Here is an 18,961-nt window from a genome sequence, read left to right as displayed (position 1 = left end):
GTGACACAGCAAGAAGCCCCCCACCCGAAGGTGAGGGGCTTCTCGATTCGATCAGATCAGATCCGATCCGGTCACCGGGACCCGATCACGCAGATCACTCGTAGAGGACTGCAGCGATCTTCGGGTCTTCCAGGTTCTCCTTGTCGTACCAGTACGAACCGGTGTCGTAGAACTTCTCGACCGTGTCGCCGTTGGCGGCGTCGAACGCGGCCTGAACGACCTGCGCGCCGATGCCGATCGGGTCCTGCGTGATGGCGCCGGCCATCGTGCCGTCCTTGATCGCGTTGATCTGGGCCGCACCGGAGTCGAAGCCGATGATCGTGAGCTTGCCCTTTTCGAGGCCGAGCTCGTTGACCGCGTTCACGACGCCGATCGCCGAACCCTCGTTGGTGCCGTAGATGCCCTTGAGGTCGGGGTGCGCCGCGATCATGGCCTTGGCGATGTCGGCCGACTTCAGGTGGTCGCCGTCACCGTACTGGATGTCGACGATCTCGATGTCGGGGTAGTCCGCCTCGATCTTGTCGACGAAGCCGTCACGACGCTCGACACCGGTCGAGTTGATCTGCGAATGGCCGACGATGGCGACCTCGCCCTTGCCGCCGATGAGCTCGGCCATGTGCTCGGCCGCCAGTGCACCGGCGACCTTGCTGTCGGTGGCCGAGAGGCTCAGGCCCACGTCGCCGTCGCACGGAGCGTCGAAGTAGACGACCGGGATGTCGGCGGCCTTGGCCTTGTCGAGGTACGGGACGCAGGCCTCGGGGTCGAGCGCGGCGTACGCGATGGCGGCCGGCTTCTTGTCGATGGCGGTCTGCAGCATCTGCAGCTGGGCGTCGACCTCGGTCTCGGCCGCGGGGCCTTCGAACGTGATCTTGACGCCGAGCTCGGCAGCCTTGTCTTCTGCGCCCTTCTTGACGGCCTGCCAGAACTGGTGCTGGAAGCCCTTCGAGACGAGGGCGATGTACATTTCGTCGCCGCTGCCTGCATCGTCGCCGCCGGCGTCGCCACCGGTGTTGCTCGAGCACCCTGCGACGACGATCGCCGCAGTGGCGATGAGTGCCGCGAATGCGGTCTTCTTGCCGAACTTCATGGAAACTCCGTTGTTTGTGGTGGGCCGTCGACCAGGGTCGACGAGGGATTCTCTTGGTGCTGTGTGCCGGCGCGGATCGCTCCGCAGGTATCGGCCGGGTTCGCCGATCGGAGGGCGGCGGGCACGGTCGCCGCCTCCGAGGTCAGGTGCGCGAACGGTTGCGCAGCGAGTCGAAGAACACCGCGATCAGGATCACGACGCCGACGACGATGTTCTGCCATTCGGACTGGATCGACATGATGCGCAGGCCGTTGACGAGCACGCTCATGATCAGCGCGCCGATCACGGTGCCCAGAATCGAGCCGCGTCCGCCGAGCAGCGAGGTGCCGCCGATGATCACGGCCGCGATGGCCTGCAGCTCGTATCCGGTGCCGATCTGCGGCTGGGCCGAGTCGAGACGGGAGGCGATGATGACGCCCGCGATCCCGGTGAAGGCACCAGCGAACATGTAGACGAAGATCGTCCAGCGCCGCGTGTTGACGCCCGAGAGGCGGGTGGCCTCTTCGTTGGAGCCGATCGCGAACGTGTAGCGGCCGAGCAGCGTCTTCGACAGCACGAGGTACGCGACGATCGCGAGCACCAGCGTGATGAGCACGGCGTTCGGCAGGCCCGGGATGAGCGTGCCGAGGGCGATCTGCTTGAAGTCCGGTGCGGACGACGAGAAGTAGATCGGCGCGACGCCCGAGATCACGAGGGCGAGACCGCCGGCGATCATCATCATCGCGAGGGTCGCGATGAACGGGGGCAGACGCAGGAACGCGATGTTGAGACCGTTGATGAGGCCCATCAGCACACCGGTGACGATGCCGCCGATCACGCCGACGATCACCGGGAGTCCCATGTTGGTGATGAACACACCGGTCATGACCGAGCAGAGCGCCATGCCGGTGCCGAGCGACAGGTCGATGCCGCCGGTGATGATCACGAACGTGGTGCCGAGGGCGAGGATGCCGATCACCGCGGTCGAGAGCAGGATGCCCGAGACGTTGCTCCAGGTGAGGAAGTTCGAGTTGGCGACCGAGAAGAAGATGAACAGCACGACGAGCGTGCCGAACGCCAGTGACTGCTGCACCTGACGCTTGAGGAATCCCCCGAAGTCGCGCTTGTCGGTGTTCTCACTCACTGCGGTCTGGATGATCGTCGTCGTCGACGATCCGGGCTGCTGTGGGGTGCTCATCAGTCTTCCTCCCCGTGGGCTGCGAGTTGCATGATCTTCTCCTGGCTGGCTTCCTCGTTGCGGAGCGTCCCGGTGATCCGGCCGTTCGCGAAGACCGCGATGCGGTTCGCGACACGGAGGATCTCGGGGAGCTCCGATGAGATGACGATGATGGACTTTCCCTGGTCAGCGAGCTGCTGCATCAGGCGGTAGATCTCTTCCTTGGCGCCGACGTCGATTCCTCGGGTCGGCTCGTCGAAGATGAGGATGTCGCAGTCGCGCATCAGCCACCGGGCGATGACGACCTTCTGCTGGTTGCCGCCCGAGAGCAGCTTGACGACCTGGTTGACCGAGGGCGTCTTGACCCGCAGCTGCTGCACGTACTCCTTGGTGCGGTTCTTCGCCTTGCTGTCGCCCATCCAACCGATCGCGTTGGCGTAGGAGCCGAGCGAGGCGAGCACCGTGTTGAAGGTGACGTCCTGTTCGAGCATGAGACCGAGCAGCTTGCGGTCCTCGGAGAGGTAGCCGACACCGTGCTTGACGGCATCCGCGGGCTGGCTGATCCGTGCCGACCGACCGGAGATGGTGACCGTGCCGCCGTCGCTGGGGTCTGCGCCGATGATCGCGCGGGCGGTCTCGGTGCGACCGGCACCCATGAGGCCGGCGAAGCCGAGGATCTCGCCCTTGTGCAGCTGGAACGAGACGTCTTTGAGCAGGGCCTTGGTCGACAGATCCTGCACGTCGAGCACCACCGGGTCGTTCAGGTGCTCACGTGCCGAAGGGCGGGTGCCCTCGTCGATCGGGCGGCCGACCATCATCTCGATGATCTTCGGGACGCTGACCTCGGACTTCTCGAGTGATCCGATGTATGCGCCGTCGCGGAGCACGGTGACGCGGTCGGCGAGGCGGCGCAGTTCGTCCATGCGGTGCGAGATGTAGACGATGCCGGTGCCGGATGCCTTGAGCTGCTCGATCAGCACGAACAGCGTCTCGACCTCGGAGTCGGTGAGCGCCGATGTCGGCTCGTCCATGATGAGGACCTTGGCGTTGAACGAGAGTGCCTTGGCGATCTCGACCATCTGCTGCTCGGCGACCGTGAGTTCGCCGACGAGCTGGCGCGGGTTGAGGCGGATGCCCAGGCGCTGCAGCAGTTCGGCGGTCTGCGCGTTGAGCTTGCGCTCCGACAGGAAGGGGCCCGTGGTGGGCTCACGACCGACGAAGATGTTCTGCGCGACGGTCAGATCGGGCATCAGGTTGAGTTCCTGGTGGATGATCGTGATGCCGAGCTCCTGCGCCTGGAGCGGGCTGGTCAGCTCGACTTCCTGCCCCTCGAACGAGATGGTGCCCTCGTCCTTGGTGTAGATCCCGGAGAGGATCTTCATGAGCGTGGACTTGCCGGCGCCGTTCTCTCCGACGAGCACGAGGACCTCGCCGCTGCGCACGTCGAGGTGCACGTCCTTGAGCGCCTGGACACCGGGGAATCCCTTGCTGATGCCCTCTACTTTGAGAATGGGATCACTCACGTGTCTCACCTGCTTCCTTGAAGGTCCTGAATCACTGCTGTTCGACCCGAGGGTTAAACATCGGATCAATTCTGTCGTTCCGCAGTCTCCCGCGCAAGTTGTATCTAAATGTATCTAAGGAGGAACCGGATGGGAAGACCTGTAATAACATCTTGGCCACAGCTTCCCGCCGGCATCCTTCCGGCGCCCCTGCGGGCTAGTGCAGCCGGATCGAATCGACCGCGACGAGCTTGTCGCGGATGAACGCGTTCGCGTGCGCGCCGAGTTCGACATTGTCGGTCCACAGGTTGCGCCAGATGCCGAGCATCCGACTCAAGTCCGGGGCGACGACGGCCGACGAGAACGACTCGAACACGATCGGACCGTCGTAGCCGATACGGCCCAACGCCTTGAAGAAGGTGTCGAAATCGACCGAGCCGGTACCCAGGTACCCACGGTGGCTCTCGCCGATGTGCACGTACTGCAGCTGCGGAGCGGCGTCGAGGACCGGCGCGAACATATCCGACTCCTCGATGTTCATGTGGTACGTGTCGAGGTGGATGCCGAGGTTCGGGCGATCGATGCGACCCACGAAGTCGATGGCCTGGCGCGCCGTGTTGAGCACGTTCGTCTCGTAGCGGTTGACGACCTCGAGCGCGACCGACACTCCCCGCTCGGCGGCGTGGTCGGCGACCTTCGCGATCGCCCGGCGGCTGCTCTCGAGTCCCTCGGCGGTGACCGGCTCCATGTACTTCTTCATGGCGCTGTAGATCACGCCGCAGAAGTGCGTGCCGCCGAGGTCGGCGAGCACGTCGACCGCACGAAGAAGGAGGGCTTCGCCCGCCGCGACGATCGCGGGGTCGGAGCTGGTGACGTCCGTCGCCTCCGACAGTCCGAGCGAGGCGCTCACGGCGAGGTCGTGCTCTTCGAGAGCATCCTTCGCGGCCGAGACGTCGAACGAGAACGGATCCATGAGAGGGAACTCGATCAGGTCGAAGCCGGCAGCCTTCGTCTTCTCGACCGACAGACGGATGCCGTCGGCATCGAAGTTCCCGGTCCAGACGAGCCCGTGACAACCGATGTTCATGTGATCCCTCGGAGGCGGGTGTGCGGCACCGTCGCCCGCACCGATTGGCACGTGCCAAGTCGATGTGCAGGTCACGCTATGCGGCGTACCGGATCGCTGTCAAGAACTTTCTTGTAACGTGCCAATAACGTCGGCTACGCTGATCCCACCTTTCCGGCTCGCACGACGCCGGACCAGATCACGGAGGATCGATGCCCGCGAGCGTCAAAGATGTCGCCGCCCTCGCCGGTGTCTCGTCGTCGACGGTGTCGAACTACCTCAACCACCCGCACGTACTGGGAGATTCCAGCCGCGAGCGGGTGCGCGACGCGATCGAACGCCTGGGGTACGTGCCGAACGAATCCGCGCGGCAGTTGCGCGCGGGGTCGAGCAAGGCCCTCGCCCTCATCCTGCTCGACGCCTGGCTCCCCTACTTCCACGAACTGTCGCGCGGCGTCGAAGACGTCACCCGCGAGGGCGGCTGGTCGCTCTTCTTCAGCAACAGCAACCGCGACGGCGCGCAGGAGCGCCGCAACATCGACATGTTCGAAGCGCACCGCGTGCAGGGCATCATCATCTACCCGCTCGATGACGTCGTGCCCCGGCTCGAACAACTCGCCGATCGCGGCATCCGCTCGGTGGTCGTCGGCCCCATCCCGGCGTCGACGAAGGTCGCCTCGGTGCTCTTCGACGACACCGGCGGAGGACGGCTCGCCGGAGAGCACCTACTGTCGATCGGGCGACGACGCATCCTGTTCCTCGGCAATCCCGCCGTCAGCCAGTCGAACGACCGGCTCGCCGGACTCCGAGCCGCGGTCGCCGACAGCACCGCGACGGTCGAGGTGCTCGACGTGCCGCACCTCGCGACCGAAGACGGCATGGAGGCCGGCGCCCGCATCGCCGCCCTGGCGCCCGCGGACCGCCCCGATGCGATCTTCGCCGCGAACGATATGGTGGCGCTCGGCGTGCTCACGCAGCTCGTGCGCCACGGCATCCGCGTTCCCGACGACATCGCGCTCGTCGGGTTCGACGACGTCGACCAGGCTCACCAGAGCGTGGTGCCGCTCACGAGCGTGCGGCAGCCCGGCTACGAGATCGGGCGCGCGGCTGGGGCCGCTCTGCTGCAGCAGCTCGCCGACCCTGCCGCTGCGCCACCCGCGATGACGCCCTTCGCCGCCGAACTCATCGTGCGCGAGTCGACCGTCGGGCGCTGAAACCGGTGCTGCGTCACGCTGAGGCGTGCCCGACTACGCCCTTGCGCAGCAGTGCGTTGCCGTACTTGCGGGTCTCGCCCGTGCGCACCATCAGGTATGCCGACGCCGCGACCTCGTAGTAGGCGAAGCGCTCGACGAACCGGGTCGTCTCGAGCACCGTTCCGGCCGCGGCCATGAGCTCGCGCTGCACGTCGAGCACTTCGCCGTCGGCCGAGTCCATCAGGTCGATCCCGGGCGCATCGTCGAGCGGCAGCACCGTACGGATCGCGGCGACGACCTCGGGGGTGGTCGTTCCGGGCAGGTCGATCACGCGCGCGCCCAGTCCCCAGGCCGGGAAGTGCGCGTCGGCGATGACCACGGCGTCGGAGTGACCCATCCGGTCGAGGTGCAGCAGCAGCTCTCCGGTGAGCAGGGGATGGATGCCTTCGAGCACGGATGCTCCTCTCGATCGGGTGACCGGCGGTCAGACAGCGGGGATGAGTCCCTCGTCCGCCAGGTTCCGCCACAGCGCCGACGGGATCGCCAGCGCCGCGTATTCGGTGTTCTGCTGCAGCTGCGCCGCGCGACTGCCACCCACGACGACCGATCGCACTTCGGATGCCTGCAGCGGATACTGGATCGCCGCGGCGGGCAGCGGCACCCCGTGGTCTGCGCAGACGGCGGCGATGCGCACGAGACGGTCCCACAGCTCGTCGGGCAGCTGCCCGTACTCGTAGCGTCCGTCGCGGCGCGGCTCGCTGACGGCGAGCAGGCCGGAGTTGAAGACGGATGCCGCGACGATCCCCGTGCCGGTCTCCCGGCATCCCGGCAGCACCTCGGTAGCCGCGGGCTGCTCGAGCAGCGTGTACCGGCCGGCGACCATCACGAGGTCGAGGTCGGCCGAGCGCACGGCGGCGGCCAGGGCATCCGACACCATCGATCCGATGCCGATCGCCGTCACCTCGCCGTCGGCACGCAGCTTCTCCATGGCGGGCAGAGCCTCGGCGAGCGCGAGGTCGAGGTCGTGCCGCTCGGGGTCGTGCAGGTACAGCAGGTCGATGCGCTCGATGCCGAGGCGCTCGCGCGACTCGTCGAGGCTGGCCCTGATGCCGTCGGCCGAGAAGTCCCACACCCGCTGCAGGTCGTCGGGCACGTGGAAGTCGTTTGCCGTGTCGAGGCCGCCGGCGTATTCCGGATTCGGCCGCAGCAGCCGCCCGACCTTCGTCGACAGCACGAACTCGTCGCGGGGCTTGGTCTGCAGGAACGCCCCGAGGCGTCGCTCCGACAGGCCGAGCCCGTAGTGCGGGGCGGTGTCGAAGTAGCGGATGCCGCCGTCCCACGCGGCATCCAGCACTGCCCAGGCCTCGTCATCGCTGAGTTCGCGGAAGAGGTTGCCGACGTTCGCCGCTCCGTACCCGAGCGGGGGGATGTCGGAGAGGGTCGCCACGCGCTCAGGCGACGACATGCTCGCCCGTCCACGTGTAGGTGCGGATGCTGTCGGCCTTCATCTCCATGCCCGAGCCGGGCGCCGTCGGCGCCATGTACGAGCCGCCCTCGATGTCGGTGGGCACGACGAAGTGCTCGTGCAGGTGGTCGACGAACTCGATCATGCGGCCCTCGCGGGTGCCGGTGATGGCGACGAAGTCGAACATCGACAGGTGCTGCACGGCTTCGCAGAGGCCGACGCCGCCGGCGTGCGGGCAGACCGGCACACCGAACTTGGCGGCGAGCAGCAGGTTGGCGATGTTCTCGTTGACGCCGGCGACGCGCACGGCGTCGATCTGCATGACCGAGATCGCCTCGGCCTGCAGCAGCTGCTTGAAGATCATGCGGTTCTGCGCGTGCTCGCCGGTGGCGACCCGGATCGGGGCCACGCCGCGGGCGATCTCGGCGTGGCCGAGGATGTCGTCGGGACTGGTGGGTTCTTCGATCCAGGCGGGGTTGAATTCGGCGAGCGCGTTCACCCATTCGATCGCCTCCGACACCTCCCACCGCTGGTTGGCGTCGATCGCGATGGGGAAGTCGGGGCCACACACCTCGCGCGCCTTGCGGAAGCGGCGGATGTCGTCGTCGAGGTCGGCTCCGACCTTGAGCTTGATCTGCGTGAAGCCGTCGGCCATGGCCTCGCGGGCGAGCCGCTCGAGCTTCTCGTCGGAGTAGCCGAGCCATCCGGGGCTGGTCGTGTATCCGGGGTAGCCGGTGGCGAGCAGTTCGCGTTCGCGTTCGATGCGGCCGGGCTCGGCCGCGCGGAAGATCTCGAGGGCGTCATCGCGGGTGAGGGCGTTGGTGAGGTAGCGGAAGTCGACGAGGTCGACGAGCTCTTCCGGGCTCATGCGGGAGAGCAGCTGCCACAGGGGCAGGCCTGCGCGCTTGGCCTTGATGTCCCACAGCGCGTTGATGGCGGCGCCGATCGCCATGTGCATGACGCCCTTCTCGGGTCCGAGCCAGCGCAGTTGCGAGTCGCCGATGATCTCGCGGAACGTGCCGCCCATGTCGTCGAGGAGCGGTTCGATCTCCCGCCCGACGAGGTGTCCGGCGAGCGCGTCGATCGCCGCGACCTGCACATCGTTGCCGCGGCCGATCGTGAAGACGAACGCGTGGCCCTCGATGTCGTCGTCGGCGTCGGTGCGCACGATGACGTAGGCGGCCGAGTAGTCGGGGTCGGGGTTCATCGCGTCGGAACCGTCGAGGCTGAGCGACGTGGGGAAGCGGATGTCGGTGGTGTCGAGTGCGACGATGCGGCTCACTGGTTCGGTTCCTCTCGGGCATGGAAGAAGACCATGCAGATCTCTTGGAGTGTAAACATCCGATGTCTATACTGTCAACGAGACACGTCGTCGCAGGGCGACCCACCGACGGATCAGGAGAATCATGAAGTTCGCGCGGCTCGGCACCCCAGGGAGTGAGATCCCCGTCCTCATCGAGGGCGATCGATACCTCGACCTCCGCCCCGTGACATCGGATGTCAACGGTGACTTCCTCGACAGCGATTTCGCCGCCCGCGTCACCGCCGCCCGCGATGCGGGCGAGCTCCCGGAGCTCGAGGATGCCGCATCCCTCCGCATCGGGGCCCCCATCGCGCGGCCCAGCGCCGTCATCTGCATCGGCATGAACTACGCCGCCCACGCCGCCGAGTCCGGCTCCGAGCCGCCGACGATCCCGATCATCTTCCTCAAGACGCCCAACACCGTGGTCGGCCCGAACGACACCGTCACGATTCCGCGCGGCAGCGAGAAGACCGACTGGGAGGTCGAGCTCGGCATCGTGATCGGCGCCCGCGCCTCATACCTCGACTCCCCCGACGAGTCGCTCGCCCACGTCGCCGGTTTCGTGCTGGCCAACGACGTCTCCGAGCGCGCATTCCAGATGGAGGTCTCGGGCGGCCAGTGGTCGAAGGGCAAGATCGCCCCGGGCTTCAACCCGACCGGGCCCTGGCTCGTCACCCCCGATGAGGTCGACCATCACGCCCTGGGCCTGCGCAGCTTCGTCAACGGCGAGCCGCGACAGGACTCGAACACCAGCGACATGATCTTCTCGGTCGAGGTGATCGTGCACCACCTCTCGCAGTACGTGACGCTCGAGCCCGGCGACCTCATCCTCACCGGAACCCCGCAGGGCGTCGCCCTGTCGGGCAAGTACCCCTACATCGCGCCCGGCGACGTCGTCGAGGTCGAGATCGACGGACTGGGACACCAGCGTCAGGAATTCGTGGCCTGGGAGGCACAGAAATGACCGGACCCCTGCACGATCTCGTCGCGATCGTCACCGGCGGAGCGGCGGGCATCGGCGCGGCGATCGCGCAGCGCCTGCACGCCGACGGTGCGCAGATCGCCGTGCTCGACCGTGACACGTCGGGCGCCGACGAGCGTTTCGCCGCGTTCACGGCCGACATCTCGGATCGCGCGAGCGTCGACGCCGCGATCGCCGCGGTCGCCGAGAAGTTCGGACGCATCGACATCGTCGTCAACAATGCCGGCATCGGCGCCCAGGGCGACATCGCGGCGAACGACGACGCCGAGTGGGCCCGCGTGCTCTCCGTCAACGTGACCGGCATCGCCCGCGTGACCTCGGCGGCACTGCCCTGGCTGCGCGAGTCGCCGTCGGCGGCGGTCTGCAACACGGCATCCATCGCCTCGACGACCGGCCTGCCGCAGCGCGCGCTCTACAGCGCCTCGAAGGGCGCCGTCTCGGCCCTCACCCGGGCGATGGCCGCGGATCACCTGCGCGAAGGCATCCGCGTGAACGCCGTCAACCCCGGCACCGCCGACACCCCCTGGGTCGGGCGACTGCTCGACTCGGCATCCGACCCGGCCGCCGAGCGCGCCGCTCTCGCCGCCCGCCAGCCGCACGGCCGCCTGGTCAGCCCAGACGAGGTCGCCGGCGCCGTCGCCTACCTGGTCTCGCCCGCCTCGGGGTCGACGACCGGCACGTTCATCGAGGTCGACGGCGGCATGGCGCAGCTGCGCCTGCGCGCCGAGTAGCCGCGCCGAGTAGCCGCCGGACTGCATTCCGGGCGCGAAAAGTCCCGGTATTGCACACGAATACCGGGCTTTTTCGCGACCGGAGCCGAGTTCACACGCACGACAGGACTCGGTTGTGGAGAACTCCGCCACGGATGATCGCGGCGTGGAAGAGTGCCGTGATGCGCCGTCCACGACCACTGCCCCCCGAGCTCGGCGTTGCCTTCCCCGTGTCTCAGGCGCGAAATGCAGGTGTGAGTCGCGGGCGGCTGAGCCGTGGCGACCTGACGACGCCCTTCCACGGACTTCGGTCCGTCGGAATCGCGGATGCCGTCACAACCACTGACCCGTATGAACACCAAGCCGTCGCTCGACGCGACGCCGCACGGCTCTACGCCCTTCGCCTTCGCACCGGGCAGTTCTTCTCGCACGAGACGGCCGCCGCGCTCTGGCACGCGCCGCTGCCCTTGAGTCGAGTCGACGACCGCATCGCGCGCGCCGACGAGCTGGCGGTGCACGTGAGCACTCTGGCACCCGCACCGCTGGTGCGAACGCAGGGCGTCTCGGCGCATCGGGCACAGCCGCGGACGACCACCCTCACCCGAGTTCACGGAGTGCCCGCGACAACACCCGCAGCGACCTGGGCCAGCCTCGGATCGCTGCCCCTGATCGACCTCGTGGCGCTCGGTGACTATTTCTGCCGCGTCTGGCGTGCGGGATACGGTCGCCCGAATGCGGGCGCAGCCCCGCTCACCACACCTGCCGAACTCCGCTCAGCCATCGACGCAGGACGTCGCATCGGCATCCGTCGTCTTCGCGAAGCCATCGATCTGATCCGCGAGGACTCCTGGTCACCCCGCGAATCTGCCGTGCGGTGCCACATCGTGTTACGCGGCCTGCCCGAACCCACCCTGAATCACGACGTCTACGAAGACGATCGATTCATCGCGTGCGTGGATCTCGCGTATCCCGAGAAGAAGGTCGCGATCGAGTACCACGGGCTCGTGCACGCCACTCGCTACGCGGAGGATGTCGAAAGGATCGCCGCCCTGCGAGCCGCCGGGTGGACGGTCATCGAAGTGACCTCCGCCCTCTTCGCAAACCCCGAACGGCTGGCCGCACGGATCAAGGTCGCGCTCAACCGCTGACGCCTTCACCGCGGCTCCGGTCTCGAAAAGTACCGGAATGAAGCTTCCATTCCGGGTTCTTTTGCGACCGGAACGCACCACCTACCCGCCGAACAACCGGTCGAAGAAGCCCTTCCGGCGCGGGGGTTCGACAGCGATCGCGTGCGGGGCGCCCAGGCGGTAGAAGCTCTCGACATTCGCCCACAGCAGCGCATCGACGTCGTGTCCGCGATCCCGCGCCCAGGCGATCACCGCATCCGCCCACCGCGTGCGCGCCGTCGGCTGGTAGGTGTCGGAGCCGTCGGCGGGGGCGTGCGGGTCGCCCTCCTCCGCCGGACCGATCACCGACACCGGCCAGTCGCTCCCCCACATCAGTCGCTCGATGCCGAAGGCGTCGGCCGCCGCGTCGAGGAACGGCTCGAACTGCGCCGCGGTCCAGTCGCCGCCGGCTTCTCCGGGCAGACCCGACAGCTTGCAGAACGCGAGCGGATGCCGCGCCAGCTCGCCGACGTCGCGCAGCCATTCCGCCGACGGAAGCAGCGGAGCGGATGCCGTGCCGACGGCAGGCTTGCCCAGGTGGTCGAGCAAGAGCCGGAGGTCGGGGATCGCCCCGGCGAGGCGCGCGACGTCGGACAGCTGGTCGGCGCGCACGCAGGCGTCGAAGGTCCATCCGCGGGCGGCGACCTCGCGGGCGCCGGTCACGAACGCGGTCGACACCGCGAGCCCGTCGGGTTCGCCCTGCAGGTTGTGGCGCACGCCGACCACGAGCGGATGCGCAGCGAGTTCGTCGAGGTGCGTGATCGTGTCGACGCCGCGGTCGAGCCGCGCGCCGGCCACGATCCCGACGATGCCGAGGGCGGAGGCCATCGTCTCGACCCACTCCACCTCGGCGAGGAAGTCGTCTTCGACGGTCTCGGCCTGCACGAAGATCGCCGTCTCGTCGATCGCGTTCTCGTCGCTCGCGGTCTCGCCGGTCGCCGTCTCTCTCGCCGCGCCGCCCAGGCGCGCATGCTCGAGTTCGAGGTCGGCGAAGCGGAAGGCCAGCGGCCCGTCCAGCCAGGTGTAGGCGAGGACTTCGTTGTCCCACAGGTGCAGGTGTGAATCGAGGACGCGCATGCGACCATCCTGCCTCAGACATCCGATCAATGGCTAGGATGACGCCATGGCTGTGACGGATGAGGCGATCGAGAAGATCAAGGCGATGATCGTGTCGGGAGAGCTCTCCCCCGGCGATCGACTCCCCCCGGAGAAGGAGCTGTCCGAGCGCCTCGGCCTCTCGCGCAACTCGATGCGCGAGGCTGTGAAGGCGCTCGAGGTCATCCGCGTGCTCGATGTGCGGCGCGGCGACGGCACCTACGTCACCAGCCTCGAACCGCACCTGCTGCTCGAGGCGATGTCGTTCGTCGTCGACATGCACGACGACGATTCGATGCTCGAGATCTTCGCCGTGCGGCGGATGCTCGAATCCCAGGCGACCGGCCTCGCGGCCACGCTCAGCACCGACGACGACCTGGCTCGGCTCACCCTCGAGGTCGAGAGCGTCGACGCCTCGGTCACGATCGAGGAGCTCGTCGAGCACGACATCCGCTTCCACCGCGAGATCGTCGGCATGGCGGGCAATGCCTACCTCGCGAGCCTCATCGAGCACCTGGGCAGCCAGACGGTGCGCGCCCGGGTCTGGCGCGGACTCACCGAGGCGAACGCGGTCGAGCGCACCCTCTCCGAGCATCGGGCCATCGCGGATGCCGTCGCCCAGCACGACTCCGCCCTGGCCACCTCTCTCGCCACGGCGCACATCGCGGGCGTCGAGCGCTGGCTGCGTCAGGCCGCCTCGGCCTGAGCATTTGCTTCGGGGGCCGTCACGCCCCGAGGCGCACCATCGCGGCGTCGAACTCGGCGGCCGAGCTGTCGCTGACCTCGTTGAAGAGCACCTGGTCGATCACGTCGGGCGCGGCGGTGAAGTAGGGCACGCCCGCGAGGCGGAGGCCCGTGATGTCGTCGGCCGAGCGCAGGCTCGCCGCGAGCACGTTCGACCCGCTGCCGGCGCAGACCTCCTGCATGCGGGCGATCACGGTGTCGCCGTCGATCCCGGCATCGCGCATGCGTCCGAGGTACGGCGCGATGTAGTGCGCGCCGATGCTCGCGCAGGCCAGCGCCTGCGCGACGGAGTAGACGGCGGTGACGAGAACGGTGGCGCCGTCGCGCACGAGGGCGGATGCTGCGGCGAAGCCGTCGGCCGTGGCGGGCACCTTCACGGCCACCCGGTCACCCAGCGCGCGGATGCCCTCGGCGTTGCGCAGGAACGAGGCGGTGTCGCCGCCCCAGGTCTGGAAGAAGATCTCGCCGGCGCCTTCGGACTCCCAGCGCGCGTAAAGATCGGGGATCTCGGCGGCGGTGCGGCCGCCCCGCTCGAGGATCGTCGGGTTGGTCGTGACGCCGTGCACGACGCCGGCGGCGAGGAGCCGGGAGACCCGGTCGACGTCGGCGCTGTCGACGTACAGGCGGGGGGCGATCGCAGTCATCGGGGCTCCTTGCAGGGCAACCTGTCGTTACAGGTTGGGCTTCGGCTAATGTAATGACAGCCGCCGATGAATGTCAAAGACATCGGGCGCGCGTACACCGCCGTCGACGACGACCAGGAGTGACATGCCCCTCGAACAGCCCGCAGACCGTACCGGCGTCGTCATCGTCGGCAGCGTCACCGCCGATGTGACCACCTTCTCGCAGCGGCTCCCCGCACGCGGCGAGACGATCCTCGGCGATCAGTTCACCCTGATGCTCGGCGGCAAGGGAGCGAACCAGGCGGTCGCGGCCGGCCGCTCGGGCGCCCGCACCAGCTTCGTCGGCTGCGTCGGCGACGACCTCTTCCACGACCTCGTCATCGCGGGGCTCAGCGAAGCCGGCGTCGATCTCGCGCACCTGCGCACCGTGCCCGGCCCGACCGGCATCGCGCACATCCGCGTCGACGCCTCGGCACAGAACGACATCGTCATGGTGCCGCTCGCCAACGCGGCGCTCAGCACCGAGCAGATCGATGCGGCCCTCGCCGCACTCGCCCCCACGACGTCGGTGCTGCTCACCCAGCTCGAGACGCCGTCGGCGCTCACCGCCCACATCACCGCGCGCGGCCGCGAGCACGGCATGACCGTGATCCTCGATCCCGCGCCCGCCGCACCCCTTCCCCCCGAGGTGTGGGGGAACATCGACATCGTCACCCCGAACGAGACCGAGGCGACGCTGATCAGCGGCATCGAGGTGACGGATGCCGCATCCGCCGAACTCGCCGGTCGCTGGTTCCTCGCCCAGGGCGTCGGCGCGGCCGTCATCACGCTCGCCGGCCAGGGCTCGTGCGTGGTCACCGCCGACGGAGCATCCGTCATCCCCCCGTTCCCCGTCGAGGCCGTCGACACCACCGCCGCCGGCGACGCCTACGCCGGCTATCTCGGCGCGGCCCTCGCGAACGGCCTGTCGCTCGCCGACGCCGTGCGCCTGGCGACCGCCGCCGGAGCACTGACCGTGACCAAGCAGGGTGCGTCGCCGAGCCTGCCGCTGCGCGCCGAGGTCGACGACTTCCTCGCCCGGCGCGAAGCCGCACTGCCCGCGAGCTGACCGCGAACCGACTCGCCCACCGAGCCGTCCATCGAGAGACCGGAGCCCTCATGCGCAAGACGTCGACCACCATCAATCCCGCCCTCTCGCGCGTGATCAGCGAGACGGGGCACACCGACCTGATCGTCGTCACGGATGCAGGCCTGCCGATCCCTCCGGCATCCGAGCGCATCGACCTCGCCTACCGGCCCGGCGCACCGGCGTTCCTCGACGTGCTCGACACGGTGCTCGCCGAGCTCGTCGTCGAGGGCGCGACGGTCTCGGCCGAGGTCGCCGAGAAGAGTCCCGAGGTGCTCGAGGCGCTGCGTGAGCGCTTCGCCGGCATGGGCTTCGATATCGAGCTCGTGCCGCACGTCGAGTTCAAGAAGCTCACGCACGGAGCGCGCGCGTTCGTGCGGTCGGGCGAGTTCACCCCGTACGCCAACGTCATCCTCCATGCGGGAGTGGCGTACTAACATGTCCGCCGTGCTCCCCGATGCGATCGACCGCCACTCCGCGGCGCCGATGTACGACCAGCTGCGCCAGCTGATCATCGACGGCATCGCCCGCGAGGGGCTGCAGCCGGGCGATCCGCTCCCCGGAGAGCACGGACTCTGCGAGCGCTACGGCGTCTCGCGCACCGTCGTGCGGCAGGCGCTCGCGCAGCTCGAGCACGAGGGACTCGTCGAACGCGTCAAGGGCAAGGGCACGTTCGTCTCCCGCCCCCGCACGAGCGAGAGCCTGGTGCACACGCTCGTCGGCCTGTACGACGACGTCGAGCGCCGCGGCGGTCACGTGCACAGCGACGTGCTGCGCCACGAGCGCACGGTCGCCGATGAAGAGATCGCGCTGGCCCTCGACATCCCGGTCGGAGCGCCGGTCGTCGTTCTCGAACGCCTGCGGCACGTCGACGAGGAGCCCTGGTCGCTGTCGACGACGTGGATGCCGGATGCCGTCGGCAGCGTCACCCTCGGCGTCGACCTGTCCGAAGCATCGCTCTACCGGTTGCTCGCCGACAACGACATCATCGCGACACACGGAGTGCGCTCGGCCGAGGCGACGGTCGCGACGCATGAGCAGGCGCAGCACCTCGGTGTGAGCGCCGGGTCCGCCCTGCTGCGTCTGCGCAGCGTGAGCCGCACCGACGACGGCACCCCCATCGAGTACTTCGTCGCGTACCATCGTGGCGACCGTTCACGCTTCGAATTCCAACTGCAGCAGGAGCAGTCCCAAGCATCCCTCCTGCACATCGACGGCCGCGCGGGCATCACCCTCGCCGGCAGCAAGCGAGTTACACCATGAGCACGGGCCACGACGACATCACCTCCGGTACCGACGAGTCCGGCGGGATCGCACCCGCCGCGAACGTGCCCGAGGAGCAGGTGGTCGCCCCCGCGCCCCCTGCCCCCGACGCGCCGCCGAGCCCGGCGACGCCGCACCTCGCGCCGCCCGTCGGCTCGTCGGCGGCCGAGCAGACGCTCCCCGCGGGCGCACCGCTGCCTCCGGGATACCGGCCGGCACAGTACCAGCCGCCCGCCGCCTATCAGCCGGTCGCCGACTACCGCCCGTCGGCCGCCTACCAGGCGCCTCCGGCACCGCCCGCGTATCCCGCCCCTCCGGCGGCGGCACCGCAGCAACCCCCGGCCGCGTACCAGGCCGCGCCCCCGCACCAGGCATCGGCTCCGTACCAGGCGTCGGCGCCGTACGAAGGATCGGCGCCCTACCAGGCATCCGCGCCGCACCAGGCATCGGCTCCGTACGAGGCGTCCGCTCCGCACGAGGCGTCTCCGTCGTACCAGGCGGCCCCCTCGTACCCGGCGGCACCGTCGTATCCGGCATCCGCCTCCGCACCGTCGACCCCGGGCTACCCCCAACCCGGCGCGTACCCTGAACCCGGCGCGTACCCCGAACCCGGTGCGTACCCGCAACCCGGCGGCTACCCGCAGCCCGGCGGCACTGGTACCGGCTACCCCATGCCGCCGGCCCCGCGCCGGTCGCGCGCCGGACTGACCATCGGCATCATCGCCGGCGCCGTCCTGATCGGGCTGGTGCTGGTCGTGGCGGTCGGGTTCTTCCTCGCGCAGAGCAACCGCCCCGAGACCATCGCCCCTGTCCCGTCGAGTGCGCCCAGCGCCCCCTCGCAGGACGAGCCCGAGGAGACGACCGCGCCCGACGACTCGAACGACAACCCCTTCGGTGGCGACTCGGTCGAATCGACCCTGCAGGGCAAGATCGAAGAGTACAAGGCGGCTCGCGACGACGGATCGCTGTGGACGAAGCTTCCTGAGACCGAGTTCAACAAGACCGCGCTGGCCGCGTACTTCTACCTGATGACCGACATGAAGCTCGCGGCCTCGTTCGGCGGCGACACCTCCGACTACCTCGAGCGGGCCGACGAGCTCGAGCGGCGGCTGCTCGCCGGAGAACCCCTCGGCACGAGCGTGTCGATCAAGCTCTCCGATCGCACCTTCACCTACGACGGAGACACCGGCGAGGGCGGTTACACGACCGAGTGACCGTGACGGGTGACGGGGGTCGGTGGCCCCCGGGTACGCTCGAACCGTGGACTCCTGGACCAGCAACGCGATCGCCCTGCTGGAGGCCGACGCCAACCGCAGTGCCGACACCCATCTGCACGTCTTCCCGCTTCCGGCGGAGTGGGGCATCGATCTCTACCTGAAAGACGAGTCGGTGCATCCGACCGGCTCCCTCAAGCACCGCCTCGCCCGCTCGCTGATCCTCTACGGACTCGTCAACGGGCACATCCGCGGCGACACGACGCTGGTCGAGTCGTCGAGCGGATCGACGGCCGTCTCCGAGGCGTACTTCGCGCGGATGCTCGGGCTGCCGTTCGTCACGGTCGTGCCGCGCTCGACGGTGCAGGAGAAGATCGACCTCATCGAGTTCTACGGCGGCACCTGCCACTTCGTCGACCGCGCCGAAGACATGTCGCCCGAAGCCCGACGCCTCGCCGGCGACTGCCACGGCCACTACCTCGACCAGTTCACGTTCGCCGAGCGCGCGACCGACTGGCGCGGCAACAACAACATCGCCGAGAGCGTGTTCAGCCAGCTCGCCCAGGAGAGGCATCCGATCCCCCGCTGGATCGTCGTCGGCGCGGGCACCGGTGGCACCAGCGCCACGTTCGGCCGCTACGTGCGCTACCGCCGCCACGAGACGCAGATCGCGGTCGTCGACCCCGAAGGTTCGGCGTTCTACGACGGATGGGCGGGAACACCGGATGCCCCGGCCGGGCGCCCGAGCCGCATCGAGGGCATCGGCCGCCCCCGCGTCGAGCCGTCGTTCGTGCCGAGTGTGATCGACGAGATGATCCGGGTGCCCGACGCCGGGTCGATCGCCGCGATCCGGATGCTGCGCGAGCGCACGCTGCACTGGGCGGGCGGGTCGACCGGCACCAACCTGTACGGGGCGTTCCAGCTGATCGCCCGCATGCGCGCGGCCGGCGAGACCGGCAGCGTCGTGACGCTCATCTGCGACAGCGGCGTGCGCTACGCCGGCACGTACTACTCCGACGACTGGGTGGCGCAGCAGGGGTGGGACCTCGCCCCGCACCGCGCCCGCCTCGACGGGTTCCTCGAGACCGGCCTCTGGGTCGAGTAGCCCGGTCGGTTCCTGAGCCTGTCGAAGGGCCCGCGTCTCCTCGCCTCGCCGTTCATAACTCCTCAAATCCGGCCCCGATCACGCCGTAGCGCTCTGTTTCGCGCCCGAATCGGTCGTTCTTGAGGAGTTATGCAGGCGCACACCCCGGCACCCTGTCCACA

General features: G+C 68.6%; 19 protein-coding genes. 10 read left to right on the top strand and 9 right to left on the bottom strand.

Annotated features, from left to right (window positions below; genetic code table 11):
- Window positions 1-94 precede the first annotated feature (94 nt).
- From ACIOSY_RS07100 to ACIOSY_RS07085, 4 genes are all read right to left on the bottom strand, one after another.
- Complete coding sequence (locus tag ACIOSY_RS07100) at window positions 95-1,087, bottom strand: ABC transporter substrate-binding protein (protein ID WP_400851222.1); 993 nt, start codon at window positions 1,085-1,087, stop codon at window positions 95-97.
- Window positions 1,088-1,229: 142 nt separating this feature from the next.
- Window positions 1,230-2,264, bottom strand: coding sequence for an ABC transporter permease (locus ACIOSY_RS07095; RefSeq protein WP_400851219.1), 1,035 nt, complete (start codon window positions 2,262-2,264; stop codon window positions 1,230-1,232).
- Window positions 2,264-3,766 (bottom strand): sugar ABC transporter ATP-binding protein, encoded by a 1,503-nt coding sequence (locus ACIOSY_RS07090; protein WP_400851216.1) that lies wholly within the window; start codon window positions 3,764-3,766, stop codon window positions 2,264-2,266. The genes ACIOSY_RS07095 and ACIOSY_RS07090 overlap by 1 nt, the downstream gene beginning before the upstream one ends.
- A 196-nt stretch (window positions 3,767-3,962) precedes the next feature.
- Window positions 3,963-4,832: a sugar phosphate isomerase/epimerase family protein gene (locus tag ACIOSY_RS07085; protein ID WP_400851213.1), complete on the bottom strand. Its 870-nt coding sequence runs from the start codon at window positions 4,830-4,832 to the stop codon at window positions 3,963-3,965.
- Between the two features lie 191 nt (window positions 4,833-5,023).
- Between ACIOSY_RS07085 and ACIOSY_RS07080 the strand changes: the two genes are divergently transcribed.
- On the top strand, window positions 5,024-6,025 hold the full coding sequence (locus tag ACIOSY_RS07080) for a LacI family DNA-binding transcriptional regulator (RefSeq protein ID WP_400851210.1): 1,002 nt from the start codon (window positions 5,024-5,026) through the stop codon (window positions 6,023-6,025).
- Window positions 6,026-6,038: 13 nt separating this feature from the next.
- Here ACIOSY_RS07080 and ACIOSY_RS07075 read toward each other — a convergent pair whose 3' ends face one another.
- The 3 genes from ACIOSY_RS07075 to ACIOSY_RS07065 are packed head-to-tail and all read right to left on the bottom strand — an operon-like array spanning window position 6,039 to window position 8,751.
- Window positions 6,039-6,458, bottom strand: coding sequence for an RbsD/FucU family protein (locus tag ACIOSY_RS07075; protein ID WP_400851208.1), 420 nt, complete (start codon window positions 6,456-6,458; stop codon window positions 6,039-6,041).
- Window positions 6,459-6,488: 30 nt separating this feature from the next.
- Window positions 6,489-7,469, bottom strand: a complete 981-nt coding sequence (locus ACIOSY_RS07070; protein ID WP_400851206.1) for an aldo/keto reductase — start codon at window positions 7,467-7,469, stop codon at window positions 6,489-6,491.
- The gene (locus ACIOSY_RS07065) at window positions 7,456-8,751 is read right to left on the bottom strand and encodes an L-fuconate dehydratase (RefSeq protein WP_400851203.1); all 1,296 of its coding nucleotides are present in this window, start codon (window positions 8,749-8,751) and stop codon (window positions 7,456-7,458) included. The genes ACIOSY_RS07070 and ACIOSY_RS07065 overlap by 14 nt, the downstream gene beginning before the upstream one ends.
- Before the next feature lie 124 nt (window positions 8,752-8,875).
- Between ACIOSY_RS07065 and ACIOSY_RS07060 the strand changes: the two genes are divergently transcribed.
- The 3 genes from ACIOSY_RS07060 to ACIOSY_RS07050 all read left to right on the top strand — a co-directional run bounded on the left by ACIOSY_RS07060 (window position 8,876) and on the right by ACIOSY_RS07050 (window position 11,612).
- A complete protein-coding gene (locus ACIOSY_RS07060; protein WP_400851200.1) occupies window positions 8,876-9,736 on the top strand; it encodes a fumarylacetoacetate hydrolase family protein in 861 nt (286 codons plus the stop codon).
- Window positions 9,733-10,485, top strand: a complete 753-nt coding sequence (locus ACIOSY_RS07055; RefSeq protein ID WP_400851197.1) for an SDR family NAD(P)-dependent oxidoreductase — start codon at window positions 9,733-9,735, stop codon at window positions 10,483-10,485. The genes ACIOSY_RS07060 and ACIOSY_RS07055 overlap by 4 nt, the downstream gene beginning before the upstream one ends.
- 233 nt (window positions 10,486-10,718) lie before the next feature.
- Entirely contained in the window at window positions 10,719-11,612 is an 894-nt protein-coding gene (locus ACIOSY_RS07050) for a DUF559 domain-containing protein (RefSeq protein WP_400851194.1), read from the top strand.
- A gap of 81 nt (window positions 11,613-11,693) precedes the next feature.
- Here ACIOSY_RS07050 and ACIOSY_RS07045 read toward each other — a convergent pair whose 3' ends face one another.
- Window positions 11,694-12,707: an amidohydrolase family protein gene (locus ACIOSY_RS07045; protein WP_400851191.1), complete on the bottom strand. Its 1,014-nt coding sequence runs from the start codon at window positions 12,705-12,707 to the stop codon at window positions 11,694-11,696.
- Window positions 12,708-12,753: 46 nt separating this feature from the next.
- Between ACIOSY_RS07045 and ACIOSY_RS07040 the strand changes: the two genes are divergently transcribed.
- Entirely contained in the window at window positions 12,754-13,431 is a 678-nt protein-coding gene (locus tag ACIOSY_RS07040) for a FadR/GntR family transcriptional regulator (protein ID WP_400851188.1), read from the top strand.
- A gap of 19 nt (window positions 13,432-13,450) precedes the next feature.
- Here ACIOSY_RS07040 and ACIOSY_RS07035 read toward each other — a convergent pair whose 3' ends face one another.
- Window positions 13,451-14,113, bottom strand: coding sequence for a transaldolase family protein (locus ACIOSY_RS07035; RefSeq protein WP_400851185.1), 663 nt, complete (start codon window positions 14,111-14,113; stop codon window positions 13,451-13,453).
- 124 nt (window positions 14,114-14,237) lie between these two features.
- On the opposite strand from ACIOSY_RS07035, the gene ACIOSY_RS07030 reads away from it, so the two are divergent.
- Genes ACIOSY_RS07030 through ACIOSY_RS07010 form a run of 5 tightly spaced genes read left to right on the top strand, consistent with a single transcriptional unit; the run spans window position 14,238 to window position 18,800 of the window.
- Window positions 14,238-15,200: a ribokinase gene (locus ACIOSY_RS07030; RefSeq protein WP_400851182.1), complete on the top strand. Its 963-nt coding sequence runs from the start codon at window positions 14,238-14,240 to the stop codon at window positions 15,198-15,200.
- Between the two features lie 50 nt (window positions 15,201-15,250).
- Window positions 15,251-15,655 (top strand): D-ribose pyranase, encoded by a 405-nt coding sequence (gene rbsD / locus ACIOSY_RS07025; RefSeq protein WP_400851179.1) that lies wholly within the window; start codon window positions 15,251-15,253, stop codon window positions 15,653-15,655.
- A gap of 1 nt (window position 15,656) precedes the next feature.
- Entirely contained in the window at window positions 15,657-16,481 is an 825-nt protein-coding gene (locus ACIOSY_RS07020; RefSeq protein WP_400851176.1) for a GntR family transcriptional regulator, read from the top strand.
- A complete protein-coding gene (locus ACIOSY_RS07015; RefSeq protein WP_400851173.1) occupies window positions 16,478-17,695 on the top strand; it encodes a hypothetical protein in 1,218 nt (405 codons plus the stop codon). Before ACIOSY_RS07020 ends, ACIOSY_RS07015 begins: the two co-directional genes overlap by 4 nt.
- Window positions 17,696-17,741: 46 nt before the next feature.
- The gene (locus ACIOSY_RS07010) at window positions 17,742-18,800 is read left to right on the top strand and encodes a PLP-dependent cysteine synthase family protein (protein WP_400851170.1); all 1,059 of its coding nucleotides are present in this window, start codon (window positions 17,742-17,744) and stop codon (window positions 18,798-18,800) included.
- The last annotated feature ends 161 nt before the right edge of the window (window positions 18,801-18,961 follow it).

The organism is Microbacterium sp. NPDC087665 (assembly GCF_044743285.1).
Taxonomy (GTDB): domain Bacteria; phylum Actinomycetota; class Actinomycetes; order Actinomycetales; family Microbacteriaceae; genus Microbacterium.
Note: the sequence above shows the minus strand (reverse complement) of the source record. Positions and strands in the feature narration are given on the sequence as shown.